The sequence below is a fragment of the Luteimonas endophytica genome (assembly GCF_029887875.1).
Lineage (GTDB): Bacteria > Pseudomonadota > Gammaproteobacteria > Xanthomonadales > Xanthomonadaceae > Luteimonas > Luteimonas endophytica.
Map to the genome: position 1 here is coordinate 229293 of NZ_JARXRM010000045.1, position 18910 is coordinate 248202.

An 18910-nucleotide genomic window follows, 5' to 3' on the forward strand; every position below is an offset into this window, starting at 1 on the left:
CTAACGTCCGGGTTCCGTTCCGAGGGAGTGACCGAATGCAGCGGATGATCGTTGCGGGCCTGGTGCTGGCCCTGGCAGGCGCGGCGCCCGGCATGGCGTCGGACGCGCGGATGCGCGGGTTGGCCGAACGCGCCGTGGCGCTGGCGCTGGAGCAGGATCCGACGCTGGCCTATTTCACCGGGCTGCCGCTCCAGGATCACGGCAGCTGGGCGGACCGCAGCCCGGAGGCGCGCGCGCGACAGCTCGCCGCCGAGGACGCGCTGCTGGCCGAGCTGCGCGCGCTCGATCCCGAGACCCTGGCCGACCCGGCCGCGCGGCTCGACCACGCGCTGCTGACCGAGCGCCTGGAATCCAGCGTCCAGGGGCGCGTGTGCCGCAGCGAGCTGTGGGACGTGAACCACATGGCCGGTTGGCATCTCGCGCTGCCGCCGGTGGCCAGGGAGCAACCGGTGGACACGCCGGAAGCGCGCGCGCAGGCGCTGCGGCGCTGGTCGGCGGTACCGGCCCTGGTGGACCGCGAGATCGCCAATCTGCGCCGCGGCCTGGAGGCCGGCTACACGGCGCCGCGCAGCGTGGTGCGGCGGGTGATCGACCAGGTGTCGGGGCTGGCCGCGGCCGCGCCGGGCGATTCCCCCCTGGCCGAACCGGCGCGGAACAGCGACGACGCCGCGTTCGGCGAGGCGTTCCGCGCCATCGTCGCCGGGGAGGTCAATCCCGCGCTGGCGCGTTTCGGCCGCTACCTGGAAGACGACTACCTGCCGCATGCGCGCGAGACGCTGGCGGTGTCGGCCAATCCCGACGGGGAGGCCTGCTACCGCGCCTCGCTGCGCATGTACACCACGCTCGACCGCGGCGCGCGCGAGGTCCACGATATCGGCGCCGCGGCCGTGGCCGCCAACGTGGCGGAGATCGGCGAGATGGGCGAGCGCGTCTTCGGTACGCGCGAGCTGCCGCGGATCCTGCAGCACCTGCGTGAGGCGCCGGACAACCGCTTCGAGAGCGAGGACGCGTTGATCGACTACACGCGCAGCATCGTGGCCCGCGCCCGCGAGGCCAGTGCCGCGCTGTTCCTGGCGATGCCGGAACAGGAACTGCGCGCCGAGCCGTTCCTCGACTACATGCGCGGCTCCGGCACCAGTGCCCACTACGAGCCCTCGGGCGATCCCGGTCGGCCGGCCTACTACCGCATCGACAGCGAAGGCTGGGCCGACGAAACGCGCGGCGCCGCGGAAATCACCGCCGTGCACGAGAGCTACCCGGGCCACCACATGCAGTTCGCTTTCTCCCTCACCCTGGAAAAGACCCCGCTCTCGCGAATGAGCTTCAACTCGGCCTATGCCGAAGGCTGGGGGCGCTACGCGGAGCGGCTGGCCGAGGAAGCGGGGATCTACAGCAACGACTACGCCAGGATCCAGCGCCGCACCTGGCCGGCGCGGGGCATGGTCGCCGACCCCGGCCTGCACGTGCTGGGGTGGAGCCGCCAGCAGACCATCGACTACCTGCTAGAGAGCGGCCGCTTCGGCGCCGACGAGACCGAAGCGCTGGTCGACCGCATGGCGGTGCTGCCCGGCCAGCTGACCGCCTACGATTCGGGCGGTCTGGAGATCGTCGCGCTACGGCGCGAGGCCGAGCAGGCCCTGGGCGAGCATTTCGACCTGCGCGATTTTCATCGCGTGGTGCTGGAGCAGGGCGCGATCCCCTTGCAGACGTTGCGTCGCAACGTCGAGCAGTGGATCGCGCAGGAGGCCGCCGCGCGGGAGTGAGCGCGGCGCCCGCGATGGCCGCAAGGCGACGGCGGCGCCTGGAACGAGCCCGCGCGCTGCACCGGTGGAGGCGGGGTGCAGCGCGATGCGCAATGCCCCGAGCTTGCCGTGCCTCAGCCGGCGAGCGCCTGAAGGGGGGTCGAACCCCAGTCCGCAGGCCGCGCGGCGGAGCGACGGGCAATCCGGGTGGGATCGGTTCGCCCACACGTCGTGCGAGCAAGAAAGCGACCGTCGTGGCGCTATGATGGTGCCGCGCACCTGGCGGGGTGGGGGGGAAGCCGCTCGCGTGCGCAACAGGAGCCTAGTCGGCATCGACAACGGGACGTCGTTCAGGGGGACACATGCTCAAGAAACTACTGGCGATACTGGCGTTGGCGGTCGTGGCGCTGGTGGCGCACGACCAGGGCAGGCGCATCTCCGAGGCGGACGTCCGCGCCCACTACCGGGAGCAGATGGACGCGCTGCAGACGTTCGACAGCGAAGCGATCTGCGCGGCGATGGCCGCGGACTTCCGGCTCGAGGATGTCCAGCATGCGGCCGGGGAGGTCCATCCATCCACCCTGGACCGCGCCGCCGCCTGCCGCCAGATGGAAGACGCGATCGCGCTATTGCGGACGCTGTCCGAGCAGACCGGCGGTCTGCTCGTGATCGAGTTCGGTTACCAGATCACCGGGATCGAGATATCGCCGGACGGGCGCCGGGCGCTGGTGGACGCGACTAGCACCGCCAAGGTCGGCGGGCGGCTCTTGTCGCGCAGCCGGTCGAAGGATTCGCTGTCGCGGTCGCTGTGGCGCGTCCGCAGTCACGGCGGCCAGGCGCAGACCTGGAACTACGGTGGCTGAGGGCGCGCGGAGCGGAACCGCTGTCACCATGCGGCGATGGCTCTGCGTGGCGTTGTGCTGCTTCGCCGGTGCCGCGGTCGCGGAACCGGCACCGGACCCGCAGCCGAAGGCGGGCGCCAGGGCCTGCCTGGTGGAAGGCAGCTTCATGCACGACGGCGAGGTGCAGCCGCTGGTGGACTGCCTGCAGGGCAACGGCGAGTCGCACGCGCGCCTGGCCGGCGCCTGCGAAGGCCCGGTGCGGATGGCGGAGGCGGTCGGCGCGCCGCCGCCCCGGGTGACCTGGCTGGTCGCGTGCCCGGCCCCGGCGCAGGCGCGATGCGAGGGCATCGGCGGCACCCGCATCGTCGTCCACCACTACCGGCGCACGCCGGCCCAGCTGGCGCAATCGCGGCCCGGCTGCGAGGGCGCGGGCGGCGCGTGGGTGGAGGGCGACGGCAAGGACTGATGCGCCGGCGCGGTTGCGCGCCGGGTTCAGGCCTCGCCGAAGCCCCGGCTCGAATGCGACGCCGCGCGCGGCTCGGGCGGTGCGCCGCGCGCCGCGCCGGCGAGCACCGGGTCGCCGTGCGGCGGGGTGCGGTCGCCTTCGTCGTTCTGCAGGGACTGCGGCTCGGCGCCGGTCTGGCGCCGCTGCCATGCGCGGTACGCGAAATAGCCGATCGCGCCCAAGGCGAACGTTCTGAGTACACCCATCTGGGATCTCCTTCTGTGTCTGGACCGGGGGTGCAGGATGAAAGGCCCATGGTGATCCTGCCGTGACCCCCGGCGTACCGGGCCGGTCGCCGGTAGGCGCGGCCCATGGCCGCGAAAACCGCGGGAGGCGCCGGCCGGATTGGCGGTGATTCGGGATGAACGCCGCGGGGGGGGCCGGGGCGATGCCGGGTGCCCGCCACGGCGCCGGTCTTCGCGGCCATGGGCCGCTCCTACGGGGACGACCCGCTCCACCCAGGGGCTATCCGCGCGCCGCCACTTCGTCGACGTGGCGCAGCAGGTCGGCGGGGTCCTCGTAGACGCGGAACGCGCCGGAGCGTTCCAGTTCCTCCGGGCCGTAGCCGCCTGACAGCAGCCCGACCCCGAGCGCGCGGGCGCGCTGGGCCGCCAGCATGTCCCAGACGCTGTCGCCGATCACCAGCGAATGACCGATCTCCACGCCGAGCCGCTCCGCCGCGGCGATGAACAGGTCCGGGTCGGGCTTGGCGTGGCGGACCTGGTCGCGGGTGACCACCGGCACCTTGGCCGGGTCGACGCCGAGCGCGTCCAGGTTGGCGGCGGCGGTGGCCATGCGGCCGCTGGTGGCGATGGCCCAGGCGATGCCGCTGTCCTGCAGGTAGTCGAGCAGGGCGCGCGCGCCGGGCAGGGGCCGGATCGCGCCCTGTGCGGCCTGGCGGTTGTACGCATCGGCATGGCGCCGGCGCAGCCGCGCCAGCCGCTCCTCGGTGATCTCCAGCCCGGTCTCGCGCAGCAGGATGTTGGTGAACAGCCCGCCGCTCATGCCGATCTTGCGGTGGATGCGCCAGACCGAGAGCTCCACGCCCTCGGCGTCCAGCGCCTCCTTCCAGGCGAGCACGTGCTGGTAGACGCTGTCGACCAGGGTGCCGTCGAGGTCGAACAGGAAGGCGGTAGTGGAGCGGGGCGGGTGCGGCATGGGCGAAGTAAAGCACGCGCGCGCAACGAATGCCGGCGCCCGCCCGGCGCCTGCCTAGGTCCGGTTGATCGACACCCCGCCATCCACCCGCATCGCGCTGCCGGTGACGAAGCTGGAGGCATCCGAGGCGAGGAACAGCGCCGCCTCGGCGATCTCCGCCGGATCGGCGATGCGCTTGAGCGCGTGCATGCCCTCGACGAACGCCCGCGATTCGGGGTCCGCGGTGAAATCGCGCGCGCCGGGGGTGTCGGTGCCGCCTGGCAGCAGCGCGTTGACCCGCACGCCGCGCGGGCCGCCCTCGGCGGCGAGGACCTGGGTCAGGCCGATCACGCCGGCCTTGGCCGCGGCGTAGGCGGCCATGCCGGGCATGCCCACGGTGTGGCCGACGAAGCTGGAGGTGAAGACGATCGAACCGCGCCCGGCCTCGAGCATCGCCGCCAGCTGCCGCCGCGCGCCGAGGAATGCGGCGGTGAGGTTGGTGTCGAGAGTGTCGCGCCAGACCGCCAGCGTCATTTCCACGGCCGGGCCCATCGCGCCGGAGCCGCCGGCGTTGTTGAAGGCGACATCGAGGCGGCCGAAGCGCGCCAGCGCGGTATCGACCAGGGCATCGTGGTGGGCCTCCTCGCGCACGTCGCCGGCGCAGGCGATCGCCTCGCCGCCGGCGCGCTCGATCTCTCCGACCAGCTGCGCGAGCGCGTCCGTACGGCGCCCGCCGAGGATCAGCCGCGCGCCTTCGCGCGCGAACCGCAACGCCGCCGCCCTGCCGATTCCCGAGCTCGCGCCGGTGACGATCGCCGCCTTGCCGGCCAGTGCCTGTCCAGTCATGCCTGTCGCTCCTTGTATGGGGGGAGCCGGCAGTGTGGGTGCAGGGCTGGGCCGATACTGGCCGGATTCGGCCGTGGCATGCTGGTGGGGGCGGAAGTCGGGTGGGGCCATCGGCTTGAAAGCACCAACCCGATGTTGCGGACGACGCCATGCCGTCGGTGGCGGTGGCGTCGCATGCTCGGGATCGCCGTCGAGCCCAATGGTGAGGCCCGGCGCTTTCGCGTGCACGGCACGCTCCCGGGTCGGGGCGCGTCGTAGAAGCGCGCCATACGCGCGAGGGCTGGAACGATGGTCCCGGCAAACGCAGCGACGTTCGTCGTCACCGCTCGCGGGGCACGGCTGATCGCGCCGCCGCGCCCGGCCGCCGTACCGGGCCATGCGGGGGTTGGCCGCAACCGGCGGCTGAAGCCGGACCCGGTTCACGCTTTGCCGCAATGAATACGAATGCATCGCGCGCGTTCATCGCATTGTGCGGTTGCACACCGGCACAGAATGCTGGGAGCGCGGCCGCCGGGTGCCCGCTTCGGCTTTTTTCAGGAGGTGCTGCGATGCAAGTCCCGACACGCCCGTTCCGCGGCCTGGCCGCATTCTTGCTGTTCGCGTGCCTGCTGGTGGCCATCTCGATGCCGGCCGCCTGGGCCGCGATCGACGCCAATGCGCTCGGCGCCCGCTACGACGCCTCGCAGACCAACATCGCCTTCCGGGTGTACTCGGCGCGCGCCACCCGCATCGAGGTGTGGGTCTACGACACGCCCATCGGCGCGCCCGAGGCAGCGCGCTACGTGCTGACGAAGGATCCGGCCAGCGGCATCTGGTCGCGCACCGTCCCGGTCGCCGAGTTGCGCGATACCCACGGCGTGGCCGATACCGTGTACTACGGCTACCGCGCCTGGGGGCCGAACTGGCCGCACGCCGGTGGCTGGACGGCAGGCAGCACCGTCGGCTTCGTCGCCGATGTCGACGCCGCCGGCAACCGCTTCAACCCCAACAAGCTGCTGATCGATCCGTACGCGCGCGAGATCAGCCACGACCCGCTCACTCCCGCCTGCACCGACGGCACCGTCTACGCCAGCGGTGCGGCGCACCGCCACAAGGACAGCGGCCCCTGCGCCAGCAAGGGCATCGTGCTGGCGCCCGACGCCACCTCCACCGGCAGCAGGCCCACGCGTGCGCTGAAGGACGAGGTGATCTACGAGGTGCACGTGCGCGGCCTGACGATGAACGACACCGGCGTGCCGGCCGCGCTGCGCGGCACCTATGCCGGCGCCGCGCTCCAGGCCGGCTACCTGGCCGGTCTCGGGATCACCGCGGTCGAGTTCCTGCCGGTGCAGGAAACCCAGAACGGCACCAACGACGTCGATCCGTCCTCCACCGCCGGCGACAACTACTGGGGCTACATGACCCTGAACTACTTCGCGCCCGACCGCCGCTATGCCGCCGACAAGTCGCCGGGCGGCCCCACGCGCGAGTGGAAGGCGATGGTGAAGGCGTTCCACGACGCCGGCATCAAGGTCTACGTCGACGTGGTCTACAACCACACCGGCGAGGGCGGCGCCTGGGGCGGAAGCGACGGGCTGACCGTCTACAACCTGCAGTCCTGGCGCGGGCTCGACAACCCCACCTACTATTCGCTCACCGCCGATCGCCAGCACGCCTGGGACAACACCGGCGTGGGCGGCAACTACAACACCCGCAACCCGCTGGCGCAGGACCTGATCGTCGATTCGCTGGCCTACTGGCGCGACGAGCTGGGCGTGGATGGCTACCGTTTCGACCTGGCCTCGGTGCTCGGCAACACCTGCCAGCACGGCTGCTTCCATTTCGACAAGATGGACCCGGGCAACGCGCTCAACCGCATCGTCGCGGAACTGCCGCCGCGGCCGGCGGCCGGCGGCAGCGGGGTCGACCTGATCGCCGAGCCGTGGGCGATCGGCGGCAATTCCTACCAGGTCGGCGGCTTCCCGGCGGGCTGGGCGGAGTGGAACGGAATCTATCGCGACACGCTGCGCAAGAAGCAGAACCAGCTCGGTGTAGCGGCGGTGCCGCCCGGCGAGCTGGCGACCCGCTTCGCCGGCTCCTCGGACCTGTACCAGGACGACGGCCGCAGGCCCTGGCATTCGATCAATTTCATGGTCGCGCACGACGGTTTCACCCTGGCCGACCTGTACGCCTACGACAGCAAGCAGAACGACCAGCCCTGGCCGTACGGTCCGTCCGACGGCGGCGACGACCACAACCACAGCTGGGACCAGGGCGGCATCGGCGCCCACCAGACCCGCGCCGCGCGCACCGGGCTGGCGTTCCTGATGCTGAGCGCCGGCGTGCCGATGATCACCGGCGGCGATGAAGCGCTGCGCACCCAGTTCGGCAACAACAACACCTACAACCTCGATTCCCCGGCCAACTGGCTGCCGTGGACCCGCGACGCCACCGAGGCGAACCACGAGACCTTCACCCGGCGCCTGATCGCGTTCCGCAAGGCGCACCCGGCGCTGCGCCCGGCCGGCTTCTATTCCGGCGCCGACCACAACGGCAACGTGATGGAACAGTTGCGCTGGTTCAAGCCCGACGGCGCCCAGGCCGACGCCGGCTATTTCGCCGATGCGAACAACCACGCCATCGCCTGGCGCATCGACGGCAGCGAGTTCGGCGATCCGGCCAGCGCGATCTATGTCGCTTACAACGGCTGGGCCGGCAATGTCGATTTCCACCTGCCCTGGCCCGGCGCCGGCAAGCAGTGGTACCGGGTGACCGACACCGCCACCTGGAACGAAGGCCCCGATGCCGTGGCGCTGCCCGGCGCGGAGGCGTCGATCGGCGGGGAGGGCACCGTCTACGGGCTGCAGGCGCGCTCGCTGCTGTTGCTGATCGCGAAGTGAGCGATCCAGAATGGGCCGGTTCATCGGGCGCCGCCCGGTGAACCCGCCCCGGTCGCTTCCCACCTTCGTTCGCCCCGCATGCTCTCACCCGCACGACATCGAGCCCTGTGCCATGCGCGGCGCCGGCTGCAGGACACCGACCCGCAGGCCGGAACCGTGGCGGAAATCGCCGCCGAAGCCGGCCTGTCGCAGTACCAGTTCATCCGTGGTTTCGCCGCCGTCTTCGGGGAAACGCCCCACCACCTGCGGCAGCGGCACCGGCTGGAGCGCGCCCGCGAAATGCTGCTGCTCGGCAGCCTCCCGGTCACCGAGATCTGCCTGGCGGTCGGCTTCTCCAGCCTGGGCAGCTTCAGCAGCCTGTTTCGCCGGCGGTTCGGCGTGTCGCCGTCGCGATTGCGGGGGCTGGCGTCCGGCGGCGATCCGGCCCGGCACCAGCCCGGCTGCCTGACCCTGATGGCGCGGGCCTGGCAGCCGCCGCAGCAATTTCGGAGAAGCGGTCCGGCGACGGCGCGGTGACAATCGGCGGCGACTTCGAAGCGAGGCACCCCGATGAGAATCAAGCTGACCAGCGTGATCGTCGACGACCAGCAGAAGGCGCTGGAGTTCTACACCCAGGTGCTGGGCTTCCTGCCCGGCCAGGACGTGCCGGTGGGGGAGTACCGCTGGATCACGGTGCGCTCTGCGGAGGGCGGGGATGCCGAGGTCACCCTGGAGCCTAACGCCAACCCCGCCGCCCGGACCTACCAGGAGGCGCTGTTCGAGCAGGGCATCCCGATCACGGCGTTCGAAGTGGACGACGTGCGCGCCGAGCACGCGCGGCTGCGCCAGCGCGGCGTGCAGTTCACCATGCCGCCCACCGAAGCCGGCCCGGTGGCGATCGCGGTGTTCGCAGATACCTGCGGCAACCTCCTCCAGATCTACCAGCCGCCGGCCGGCGAAGCCGGGTGATCGCCGCGCGGCTGGGTCCGCGCACGGGGCGATGAAACGCGCTGCCGGCAGTTTGCGCAGGCGCGTTCGGCCGCACTGCCGCTTGCCCTGATGCCGTTGGTCGCCCCGTGGGCCCGCACGGCATCGCCGGCGCTACCGTTGGTCGGCGATTGCCGCGGTACAGGCGATAAGGCGCATCATGGAAAGGATGATGCACGAGTTCCTCACAGCGAACCGGGCCGAGCTGATCGCCCGCTGCCGGGCGAAGGTCGCCCAGCGCGCGCCGCCCGGTGCGCCCGTCGCAGAGCTGGACCATGGGGTCAGCATCTTCCTCGACCAGCTGATCAAGACACTGGCGATGGAGCGGACCGGTGCGCCCCTGCAAAGCTACAAGGTGTCCGGGCCGGCCGGTGGCGGCAGGCCCGCGCTCTCCGAGATGAGCGAGTCGGCCACCCGGCACGGCAAGGAGCTGCTGGAACACGGGTTCACCGTCGAGGAGGTGGTCCACGACTACGGTGACCTGTGCCAGTCGATTTCCGACCTTGCCTCCGAGACCGGCGCGGACATCGAAACCGAGGAGTTCCGCACCCTCAACCGCTGCCTGGACAACGCCATCGCCAGCGCCGTGACCGAGTTCGGCTACCAGCGCGATTCGGTCATCGCCGGCAGGCAGGCCGTCGCGCTCAACGAGCGCCTCGGGTTCTTCGCCCATGAGCTGCGCAACCAGCTGTGCACCGCGACATTGGCGCTTTCGGTCATCAGGCAGGGCAACGTCGGTTTGAACGGTGCCACCGGCGGCGTGCTGGACCGGGCGCTGGTGGGGCTGGGCAACCTGATCGACCGTTCCCTGGCCGAGGTGCGCATGGACGCCGGGCTCGAGGTCCAGCACCAGCTGTTCTCGCTCGCCGAGTTCATCGCCGAGATCAGGTTGTCGGCGACGTTGGAGGCCCAGGTCAAGGAATGCCCGTTGACCGTGTCCGACGTCGATCCGCTGCTGGCGGTCGATGGAGATCGCGACCTGCTGTTGGCCGCGACCGGCAACCTGCTGCAGAACGCCTTCAAGTTCACCCATCCGCACAGCGAAGTGACGCTCAATGCCTACGCGCAGGCCGATCGCATTCTCATCGACGTGCAGGACCACTGCGGCGGGCTGGCGCCGAACGTGATGGAGGAGATGTTCAGTCCGTTCAAACAGGGTGCGGAAGATCGCAGCGGCCTGGGGTTGGGCCTGTCGATCTCGCGCCGCAGCGTGGAGGCCAACAACGGCGTACTCAGCGTGCGCGACGTGCCCGGTTCCGGTTGCGTGTTCACCATCGATCTTCCACGCCATTTCCTGCCGGGAGCGCAGCCCGCGGCGGAGACCGCCTGATCCAGCACGCCCGGCGGCCTGCGCGAACGGGCCGGGCCGATCCGGGGGGCATGCGGCAGGGGACCAGCTCCCGGAGCCTGTCGCGAGGCCACCGCTGGCGGGGTCGAGCCGCCACGCGGGCGAGGGAGTCAACGGGAGTCTCGAACGATGGGCGCGGAGCGGTCGGCGAGCGCCGGTTCGCCAGCGGCTGGCCGCTGCCCGGACGATGAAGCCGGCCCGGTCCCGTGGTGACGGAGCGGCCGAGTCGCATGGGCTTGACGGTCGGCGTGGGCGCGCTTCGGGCCGCCCTGGAGCGCTTCTGGAACAGTTCGCTGGCGGCATACAAGCGGATCGCGGAACAACCCGAAGAGGAGCAATCGTGAACACACAGGCAGCGGAGACACCCGTGCGGCTGCAGATAGTGGTGGAGGCGCCGATCGAGCGCGCTTTCCGCGTCTTCACGAGCAGTTCGGCAGCTTCAAGCCGCGCGAGCACAACCTGCTGAGCGTGCCGATCGCCGAGACGGTGCTCGAACGCCGGGTGGGCGGTCATCTCTGCGACCGCGGTACCGATGCCGGTCGCGTCGACGCGCGCTCAGCAGGGCCGAAGCGCCCCGCGGACTGGCATCATCGCGCCATGCCCCTCACCCTGGACCACCTGCGCCGCTACGCGGTGGCGCGCACCCTGTTCCGGCCGACCACGCTCATGCGCGCGATCGAGCGGCTGGGGTTCGTGCAGGCCGATCCGATCCGTGCGCCGGCGCGCGCGCAGGACCTCACCCTGCGCCACCGGGTCCGCGACTATCGCGCCGGCGATCTGGAACGGCGCTACCCGCGGCTGGCGCTGGAGGAGGACTTTTTCGTCAACTACGGCTTCCTGCCGCGTGCCCACCAGCGGCTGATGCACCCGCGCGCGGCGCGCCAGGCATGGGGCGCGGCGCGCTGGAAGCAGGCGCACGCGGTGCGCGAGTTCATCGCCGCGCGCGGCACTGCGCATCCGCGCGAGGTCGACGCCCATTTCCGGCACGGCAAGACGACCAACTGGTTCGGCGGCTCGTCCAACGCCAGCACCCAGCTGCTCGACGGGATGCACTATCGCGGGCTGCTGCGGGTCGCGCGTCGCGACGCCGGCACCCGGGTCTACGCGCTGCGCGATGCCGATGCAGCGCCGCCGGACGCCGCGGCCGTCGACGCGCGCATGGATGCGCTGGTGGACCTGGTGGTGCGCAAGTACGCACCGCTGCCGCTGCCCACCCTGCGGCAGCTGATGCTGCATCTGCGCAGCGCCGTGCCGCAGTGGGACCGGGCGCGCGTGCCGGCGCTGGCGCGCGCCAGGCAGCGCCTGGCGCAGGCGCGGGTGGCCGGCGTCGACTGGTTCTGGCCGGTGGGCGAGGACCCCGCCGGCCGCCGCTGGACACCCGATGCCTCGGTGCGCCTGCTCGCGCCGTTCGACCCGGTCGCCTGGGATCGGCGCCGCTTCGAGCTGTTCTGGGGCTGGCGCTATCGTTTCGAGGCCTATACGCCCGCACCCCGGCGCAGGCTGGGCTACTACGCGCTGCCGCTGCTCTGGCATGACCGGATCGTCGGCTGGGGCAACCTGGCGGTGGTCGCGGGCGCACTGGCGAGCGAGATCCGCTACGTCGACGGCAGCGCGCCGCGCGATGCCGCGTTCCGCCGCGGGCTGGAAGCCGAACTCTCGCGGATGCGCGGGTTTCTCGGGCTCGGCGACTGAGCGCGCGAAGGCCGGCGCCGTCGTTGCTTCGCCGGCCCTCGCCGCCCCCGGAAGCTGCGCTCACTGCAGCGCGGTGCCGGGGGCCCGGCTCAGGCGCGGCCGCGCAGCAGTGCGGCCGCGCGATCGCGCAGCGCCAGCACCGCGATCAGCAGGCAGGGCAGGAAGGTGAGCGTGACCACCGCCGAGGTGGCGATGCCGAACAGCACGATCGCGCCGAGGCCGCGGTAGAGCTCGGTGCCGGCGCCCGGGATCAGGACCAGCGGCGCGAGCCCGAAGATGGTGGTGCAGGTGGACATCAGGATCGGCCGCAGGCGGGTGCGCACCGCGTCGTTCACGGCCGCCACCGTCGATGTCGCGCCTTCCTCCAGCCGCTTGTAGGTCTCCAGCACGATCAGGATCGGGTTGTTGACCACGGTGCCGAGCAGCACCAGGAAGCCCAGCAGGGTGATCATGTCGAACGACTGCGTGATCCGCCCCAGGCCGAGCGCGCCGAGCAAGGCGCCCAGCCCGTTGAGCAGCGCCAGGCCGACGATGCCGCCGGCGATGCCAAGCGGCACCGTCGCCATGACGAACAGCGGCCGGCCCCAGTGGCGGAAGATCGCCACCAGCAGCAGGTACGACAGCAGCAGCGCGATCGCGAAATTGCCCGCCACCGCTTCGCGGGTGGCGTCGAGCTGGTCGCTGGCGCCGGAGATGTCGACCGAGACGTCCGCCGGGATCTCGCCGGCGGTGCGCATCGCCGCGATCAGTTCCTCGCGCACGCGCGCCACGCCGGTCTCCAGCGCGACCGAGCGCGGCGGGATGATGTTGAGGGTGACCGTGCGGCGGCCGTCGAGCCGGCGGATGCTGTCGGTGCCCGCGGATTCGCGCAGTTCAGCCAGCGCCGAGACCGGCAGTACCGCGCCGGAGGGGGTGGCGACCGGCAGGTCGCGCAGGCGGTCGAGGCGCTGTTCGCTGCCGGCGCTGCTGAACAGGAAGATGTCGACCTTGCGGTCGCCCAGGATCATCTCGTCGGCGAACGCGCCGTCGCTGAGCGCCGCCACCGAATAGCCGAACCCTTCCGCGTCCAGGCCCACCTCGGCCAGGCGCTCCCAGCGCGGCCGCAGCTCCAGCAGCGGCTGGTCCAGGCTGAGCGTGGAGGGGTCGGAGCCGATGCGGGCGCCGTCGAACAGCGCCTCGGCGCGTGCGAAGGCGCGCCCGGCGACCTGGTAGATCGCGGCGAGTTCGACACCGGAGATGTCGAGGTTGATGCTGCGGGTGCCGCCGTCGTTGCTGGAGATGATCGAGCCGCGCGAGGAGAACGCGCGCATGCCGGGGTAGGCGAGGAAGCGCGCGTCCAGCGCGTCCATCAGCGCGTCGATGTCGCCCGGCGCCTTCGGCTCGGCGATGATCCGCAGCCCCTGCGGATCCACCGAGAGGTTGAAGTAAGCCAGCGCCGGCATGTCGGTGTCGCCGCCGGCGAAGCGCTCGGGCGGGTCGTCCAGGTGCGGCAACAGGCCCTCGGTCAGCTCGCGCGCGATCGACGCCATCTCGGTGAGGTTGTAGCCGGGCGGCGCGATCATGCGCGAGAAGGTCTTCGCCTCCTCGCCTTCGGGCAGGTACTCGGCCGGCGGCGTGAGCAGCGCCAGCGCGAGTACCGCCGCCGTCACCGTGCCGCCCAGCACCAGCGCCCGGCGCCGCGGCCCGCGGCTGAGCCAGCCGATGCGGTCGCCGATGCGGCCGAACGCGTCCTCGCCGGGCGTGTGCTGGCGGCTGTCGTACGCGGGCGCCAGGCGCGCGCTCAGGGCGGGGACCACCGTCACCGCCACCGCCATCGAGGCGAGGATCGAGGCTGAGATGGCGATCGCGACGTCCGAGTACAGCTGTCCGGCTTCTTCCCGCACGAACAGGATCGGCGCGAACACCAGCACCGTGGTCAGGGTGGAGGCCAGCACGGCCGGCCACACCCGGCTCACGCCCGCCACCGCGGCCTCGAGCCGCTGCAGCCCGCGCCGGCGCGCCTGGTCGATGCTTTCCAGCACCACGATGGTGTTGTCCACGGTCATGCCGATCGCGAACGCCACCCCGGCCATCGAGATCACGTTGAGCGTGCGCCCGGCCAGCAGCAGCCCGACGAAGGCGGCGATGGTGCAGATCGGGATCGCGACCACGCCGGTCAGGGTGGTGCGCACCGAGCGCAGGAAGGCGAACATGACCAACGTCGCGAGCAGTGCGCCCAGGACGAGGTTGCGCCAGACGTTGCCGATCGATTCCTCCACATAGCGCACGTCGTCGGTGGTGAGCGTCATCTCCAGCCCGAGCGGCGCCAGCAGCTCGGCATTGATCGCCTCGATCTCGGGCAATACCGCGTACTTGATCTGGATGACGTTGGAACCCGGCTCGCGCCGCAGCGACAGGCTGAGCGCGGGCTTGCCGTTGTTGAACGACAGGTCGCGGCGCTCGAAGTGGTCGAGGCGGATCTCCGCCAGGTCGGACAGCCGCACCAGCGCGCCGTCGCGTTCGGCGACGATCAGGCCGCCGATGTCCCCGGCCTCGCGGAAGCGGCCCACCGTGCGCACCAGGAAACGCCGCTTGCCGCTGTCGAGGTCGCCGCCGGAGCTGTCGACGTTGCGCGCCCGCAGCGCATCGCGCACGTCGCGCATGGCCAGCCCGCGCTCGGCCAGGCGGTCCGGGTCCACCTCGATGCGGACCTGGCGCTGGGCGGCGCCGCCCACCTGCACCAGCGACACGCCGGTCACCCGTTCCAGCCGCGGGCGCACCTGGTCCTCGACGTAGTCGCGCATCATGTCCAGGTCGAGGTCCAGCGCGCTGTCCTCGCGGGCGCCGATCCGGAAGTACATGAACGCGTTCTCGGAGAACGAGCTGGTGGTCAGCGCCGGTTCGTCGACGTTCTCCGGGTAGTCGGAGACCTGGCTGAGCGCGTTGTTGGTGCGGATCAGCGCCTCGTTGACGTCGACGCCGAACGGGAACTCCAGTTCGATGCTGGCGCGCCCGGTGCTGGCGGTCGAGACCATCCGGCGCAGGTCGGGCAGGGTACGCAGGTACTGCTCCTGCTCGATCAGGATCTCCTTCTCGACATCCTGCGGGGTGGCGCCGGGCCAGCGCGTCTCGACGCTGATGGTGCGCACCTCCAGGTCGGGGATCATCTGCACCGGCACCCGCAGCGCGGCGGCGATGCCGAGCACGCACAGGATCAGCACCGCGACCGCGATCAGGGTCCCGTGGCGGAGGACGTGGTCGAACCCCACCGGTCAGGGCCCGGCCACGGCCACCGGCTGGCCGTCTTCCAGCGCCTCGTTGCCGCGCACCACCACCCGCTCGCCGGGCTGCAGGTCGCCGGAGACCGCGACCAGGTCGCCGCGCTCGCGCAGCACCCGCACGCTGCGCTGGCGAACCACCGGGCCGGCGGCGCCGGCATCGTCCCCGCCCGCGCCGGCTTCGACCACGAACAGGCTGTGGCCGCCGTCGGGCTGGCGCAGCAGCGCGTCGCGGCTGACCGCCAGCGCCGGCGCATCGGCCGGCAGGTCGATCTCGGCGCGCGCCGAGGCGCCCGGCAGCAGGCGCCCCCCGGGCTGCTCGACCAGCAGGCGCAGCAGGAAGGTACGCGCGGCGGGATCGGTGACCGGGACCCGCGCGCCGATCCTCGCCGGCAGCGGTTCATCGCCTAGCGTGTCGGCGTAGACCCGCACTTCGGCATCGTCGTCGAGCTGGGCGAAGCGTTCCTGCGGCACGCGCAGGTCCAGGCGGACCCGGTCGGTGGCGACCAGCGACAGCACCGGCGTACCGCGCTGGACCCACTCGCCGGCCTCGGTGAGCTTCTCGGCCACCACGCCGTCGAACGGCGCCGGCAGCACGTGTCGCTCGACCAGCTCGGCCTGTTCGCGGGCGCCGGCGCGCGCCGACTGCAGCGCCGCCCGCGCCAGGCCCAGTTCCGACTCGCGCGCATCGACCTGGCTGGCGGCGATGTACTGCCCTTCGCTCAGCCGCCGCGCCTCGGCGAACAGGCGTTCCGCCTCGCGCGCCGCGGCCTCCGCCTGCGTCACCTGCGCGCGGGCGCGTGCGAGCGCCTGCCGGCCAACGGCGGGGTCGAGTTCGACCAGGGCCTGCCCGGTCTCGACGCGGTCGCCGGCGTCCACGTGCACGCGTGCCACCAGCCCGTCGACCCGGGGGGACAGCTGCGCATGGCGCTCGGCGGTCAAGGTGCCGGTGAGGACGAATCGCTCGCCGAACCCGGCCGGCTCGACCACCGCCACCTCGACCCGGGCCGGTGCCGCGTCGTCGCCGGTCTCCTCGGGCGCGCCGCAGGCGGCCAGCAGCAGGAGCGCGGGCAGGAACAGTCGGATCGTGGCGGCCATGGCACCGGTCGGCGTGGTCACGGCGAAAACCTAGCATGACCCCGACCGGCCTTCTTCATCGCTCCCACCGGACGGGCGATGCGGTTCGGCCGGTCTCCCACCGGCGCCGGAGAGCGGAGTCGTCGGGGTGCAGGGGCATGAGGAACCTCTCGGGTGGCGAAGCGGGAACGGGCGTGCGCCGGCTCGGATCGCGGATGCCAGCTCGCGGGGCTGTCCTGCGCGGCTCACCAGTAAAGACGCTCGGGCTGCCGCGGACTTGACCGCTGCGACCCGATCCTTGCCTGATCCGACCGCTTCGCCGCGGTCTGGCCGGGCTGGCGTCTAGACTGGGCGGACAGGAGGCAACCACGTGGAAGCGCTCAAGCAGGCCGTGTTGCGCTATGCCGACGGGCACGCGGACGCCGACGGCATCGTCCGCACGCCGGTGCCGGGGCTGCGGATGATGCGGGTGCACGCGCCGACCGGACCGATGCGTTCGGTCTATCGGCCGCTGGTCTGCCTGATCCTGCAGGGGGCCAAGCAGTTGACGGTCGGCGGGGAGCGGCGGTCGGTCCGCGCCGGGCAGTCGGCCATCATCGGCGTCGATGTGCCGGTGATCGGCCAGATCGTCGAGGCCAGCCGCGATGCGCCCTACATGGCGGTGGCGATCGAGCTCGACATGGGGGTCCTGCACGAGGTGACGCTGCGCACCGAGGTCGGGACGCGCGCCAGGCCCCCGGCCAGCGCGCGCTTCTTCTCCGGCGATCTCGACGATGCCCTGCTCGGCTGCGCGATGCAGTTGATGTACGTGCTCGACCATCCCGCCGCCGGATCGGTGGTACGGCCCGCTGCGCTGCAGCAGCTGCACTGCTGGTTGCTCGCCAGCCGGCACGGCCCCGAGTTGCGCCGGCTCGCCCAGCCGACCGGGCATGCCCGGCGGATCGCCGCGGCGGTCGAGCTGGTCCGCCAGGAGTTCCGCCAGCCGCTGCGTGTCGAGCGGCTGGCCGCGGCTGCGAACATGAGCCCCTCGGCGTTCCGGCGCCATTTCAGGGCGACGACCTCGCTGGCACCGCTGCAGTTCCAGAAACAGCTGCGCCTCATCGAGGCCCGCCGGCTGATGCTGGCCGAGGGGTGGACCGCCACCCGGGTCGCGACGGAGGTGGGCTACGCGAGCGTTCCGCAGTTCACCCGCGAGTACCGGCGCATGTTCGGCGCGCCGCCCCGCCGCGACGCGAGTGCCGCGGCGCTCTGAGCCGCCTCGGCCCCGCTTCCGGCATCCCGGCGCCCGCGACGCAGCGTTTCCGCGGCGCCGTCGACATCGATGTTGCGTCGCAGCAATAATGGCGGATGCCGCTCCCGTCCGCTCCGTTACCCGCCGCCGTCCTGCGCCTGTCGTCGCGGCAGGTGGGACTGATTCTGTTCGCGCTGGCGATGGGCGGTTTCGCGATCGGCACCAGCGAGTTCGTGGTGATGGGGCTGATCATGGAGATCGCGCGCGGCCTCGGCGTCACCGAACCGCAGGTGGGCCACGTGATCAGCGCATACGCGCTGGGCGTGGTCGTGGGTGCGCCGTCGCTGGCGATCCTGGGCGCGCGCCTGCCGCGGCGCACCCTGCTGCTGGCGCTGATGGGTTTCTATGCGCTGGGCAACCTGGCAAGCGCGCTGTCGCCGGACTATCGCCTGATGCTGCTGTTCCGTTTCGTTGCCGGTCTGCCGCACGGCGCCTACTTCGGGGTGGCCGCGCTGGTCGCGGCGCACATCAGCCCGCCGGCGCAGCGCGGGCGGGCGGTGGGCCGGGTGATGCTGGGCCTTTCGGTGGCGCTGCTGGTCGGCAACCCGCTGGCCACCTGGCTGGGGCAGACGCTGGAATGGCGCCATGCCTTCGCCCTGGTCTCGGTGATCGCGCTGGCCACGGTGGCGATGACCGCCGTGGTGCTGCCGCCGGGGCTGGGCGCGCCGCGGACCGATGCGCGGCGCGAACTGCGCGATTTCAACCGTCGCCCGGTGTGGCTGGCGCTGGGAATCGGCGCGATCGGCTTCGCCGGGATGTTCTGCGTCTTCAGCTACCTCTCGCCGACGCTGGTGCAGGTAACCGGTGTGGGTGCCGGGTTCGTGCCGCTGGGGCTGGTGGCGTTCGGCGCCGGCGGCATCCTCGGCACGCTTGCCGGCGGCTGGCTGTTCGACCGCTACGGTTTTCGCGCGGTGGCGTTCGTGCTCGCCTGGTCGGCGCTGCTGCTGCTGGCGTTCCCGCTGGCGGCGCGCTCGGCGTGGAGCGTGCTGCCCGCGGTGGTAGCGGTCGGTACGATGGGCGCGCTGGCGCCCGTGCTCCAGTCGCACCTGATGGACATCGCGCGCGACGCGCAGACCCTGGCCGCCGCCTCCAACCATTCCGCCTTCAACGCTGCCAACGCGCTCGGCCCGTGGCTGGGCGGAATGGCGATCACCGCCGGTTGGGGTTGGACCTCGACCGGCTACGTGGGTGCCGCCACAGCGGTGGCGGGCCTGCTGGTGTACGCGCTGGCGCGCCGCGACCTTCGGCGTGGCGGTTCCAGCGCGCCGGGCGCCGACGGCGCGTACGGCTCCCAACCGCCCCCGGCGCGGTAGCGGCCTTCGCCGGCC

General features: G+C 72.0%; 15 protein-coding genes. 10 read left to right on the forward strand and 5 right to left on the reverse strand.

Annotation, left to right across the window (positions count from 1 at the left end; translation table 11 throughout):
• Nucleotides 1-35 precede the first annotated feature (35 nt).
• The 3 genes from QFW77_RS16940 (at nt 36) to QFW77_RS16950 (ending at nt 3050) form a co-directional block, all read left to right on the forward strand.
• The gene (locus tag QFW77_RS16940) at nt 36-1763 is read left to right on the forward strand and encodes a DUF885 domain-containing protein (protein ID WP_280575985.1); all 1728 of its coding nucleotides are present in this window, start codon (nt 36-38) and stop codon (nt 1761-1763) included.
• Between the two features lie 341 nt (nt 1764-2104).
• Nucleotides 2105-2605, forward strand: a complete 501-nt coding sequence (locus tag QFW77_RS16945; RefSeq protein ID WP_280575986.1) for a hypothetical protein — start codon at nt 2105-2107, stop codon at nt 2603-2605.
• Between the two features lie 28 nt (nt 2606-2633).
• Nucleotides 2634-3050 carry a hypothetical protein gene (locus QFW77_RS16950; protein ID WP_280575987.1) on the forward strand — a complete coding sequence of 139 codons (417 nt, stop codon included), beginning with the start codon at nt 2634-2636 and terminating at the stop codon, nt 3048-3050.
• Between the two features lie 26 nt (nt 3051-3076).
• Here QFW77_RS16950 and QFW77_RS16955 read toward each other — a convergent pair whose 3' ends face one another.
• The 3 genes from QFW77_RS16955 to QFW77_RS16965 all read right to left on the reverse strand — a co-directional run bounded on the left by QFW77_RS16955 (nt 3077) and on the right by QFW77_RS16965 (nt 5072).
• The gene (locus QFW77_RS16955; protein ID WP_280575988.1) at nt 3077-3295 is read right to left on the reverse strand and encodes a hypothetical protein; all 219 of its coding nucleotides are present in this window, start codon (nt 3293-3295) and stop codon (nt 3077-3079) included.
• Nucleotides 3296-3554: 259 nt separating this feature from the next.
• A complete protein-coding gene (locus QFW77_RS16960) occupies nt 3555-4247 on the reverse strand; it encodes an HAD family hydrolase (protein ID WP_280575989.1) in 693 nt (230 codons plus the stop codon).
• A gap of 54 nt (nt 4248-4301) precedes the next feature.
• On the reverse strand, nt 4302-5072 hold the full coding sequence (locus QFW77_RS16965) for an SDR family oxidoreductase (protein ID WP_280575990.1): 771 nt from the start codon (nt 5070-5072) through the stop codon (nt 4302-4304).
• Nucleotides 5073-5620: 548 nt separating this feature from the next.
• Between QFW77_RS16965 and QFW77_RS16970 the strand changes: the two genes are divergently transcribed.
• The 5 genes from QFW77_RS16970 (at nt 5621) to QFW77_RS16990 (ending at nt 11957) form a co-directional block, all read left to right on the forward strand.
• A complete protein-coding gene (locus tag QFW77_RS16970; RefSeq protein ID WP_280575991.1) occupies nt 5621-7951 on the forward strand; it encodes a glycogen debranching protein in 2331 nt (776 codons plus the stop codon).
• 78 nt (nt 7952-8029) lie between these two features.
• Nucleotides 8030-8467, forward strand: a complete 438-nt coding sequence (locus QFW77_RS16975; RefSeq protein ID WP_280575992.1) for a helix-turn-helix transcriptional regulator — start codon at nt 8030-8032, stop codon at nt 8465-8467.
• Between the two features lie 33 nt (nt 8468-8500).
• The gene (locus QFW77_RS16980; RefSeq protein ID WP_280575993.1) at nt 8501-8899 is read left to right on the forward strand and encodes a VOC family protein; all 399 of its coding nucleotides are present in this window, start codon (nt 8501-8503) and stop codon (nt 8897-8899) included.
• 178 nt (nt 8900-9077) lie between these two features.
• Complete coding sequence (locus QFW77_RS16985; RefSeq protein ID WP_280575994.1) at nt 9078-10247, forward strand: sensor histidine kinase; 1170 nt, start codon at nt 9078-9080, stop codon at nt 10245-10247.
• Between the two features lie 615 nt (nt 10248-10862).
• The gene (locus tag QFW77_RS16990) at nt 10863-11957 is read left to right on the forward strand and encodes a DNA glycosylase AlkZ-like family protein (protein ID WP_280575995.1); all 1095 of its coding nucleotides are present in this window, start codon (nt 10863-10865) and stop codon (nt 11955-11957) included.
• Between the two features lie 89 nt (nt 11958-12046).
• Here the strand turns inward: QFW77_RS16990 and QFW77_RS16995 are convergent, their stop codons facing one another.
• Both QFW77_RS16995 and QFW77_RS17000 read right to left on the reverse strand, forming a co-directional pair.
• Nucleotides 12047-15205 (reverse strand): efflux RND transporter permease subunit, encoded by a 3159-nt coding sequence (locus QFW77_RS16995; protein WP_280575996.1) that lies wholly within the window; start codon nt 15203-15205, stop codon nt 12047-12049.
• Nucleotides 15206-15208: 3 nt separating this feature from the next.
• Complete coding sequence (locus QFW77_RS17000; RefSeq protein ID WP_280575997.1) at nt 15209-16333, reverse strand: efflux RND transporter periplasmic adaptor subunit; 1125 nt, start codon at nt 16331-16333, stop codon at nt 15209-15211.
• A gap of 328 nt (nt 16334-16661) precedes the next feature.
• On the opposite strand from QFW77_RS17000, the gene QFW77_RS17005 reads away from it, so the two are divergent.
• Together QFW77_RS17005 and QFW77_RS17010 are read left to right on the forward strand one after the other, a co-directional pair.
• Nucleotides 16662-17543, forward strand: coding sequence for an AraC family transcriptional regulator (locus QFW77_RS17005; RefSeq protein WP_280575998.1), 882 nt, complete (start codon nt 16662-16664; stop codon nt 17541-17543).
• Between the two features lie 95 nt (nt 17544-17638).
• Nucleotides 17639-18895 carry an MFS transporter gene (locus QFW77_RS17010; protein ID WP_280576000.1) on the forward strand — a complete coding sequence of 419 codons (1257 nt, stop codon included), beginning with the start codon at nt 17639-17641 and terminating at the stop codon, nt 18893-18895.
• The last annotated feature ends 15 nt before the right edge of the window (nt 18896-18910 follow it).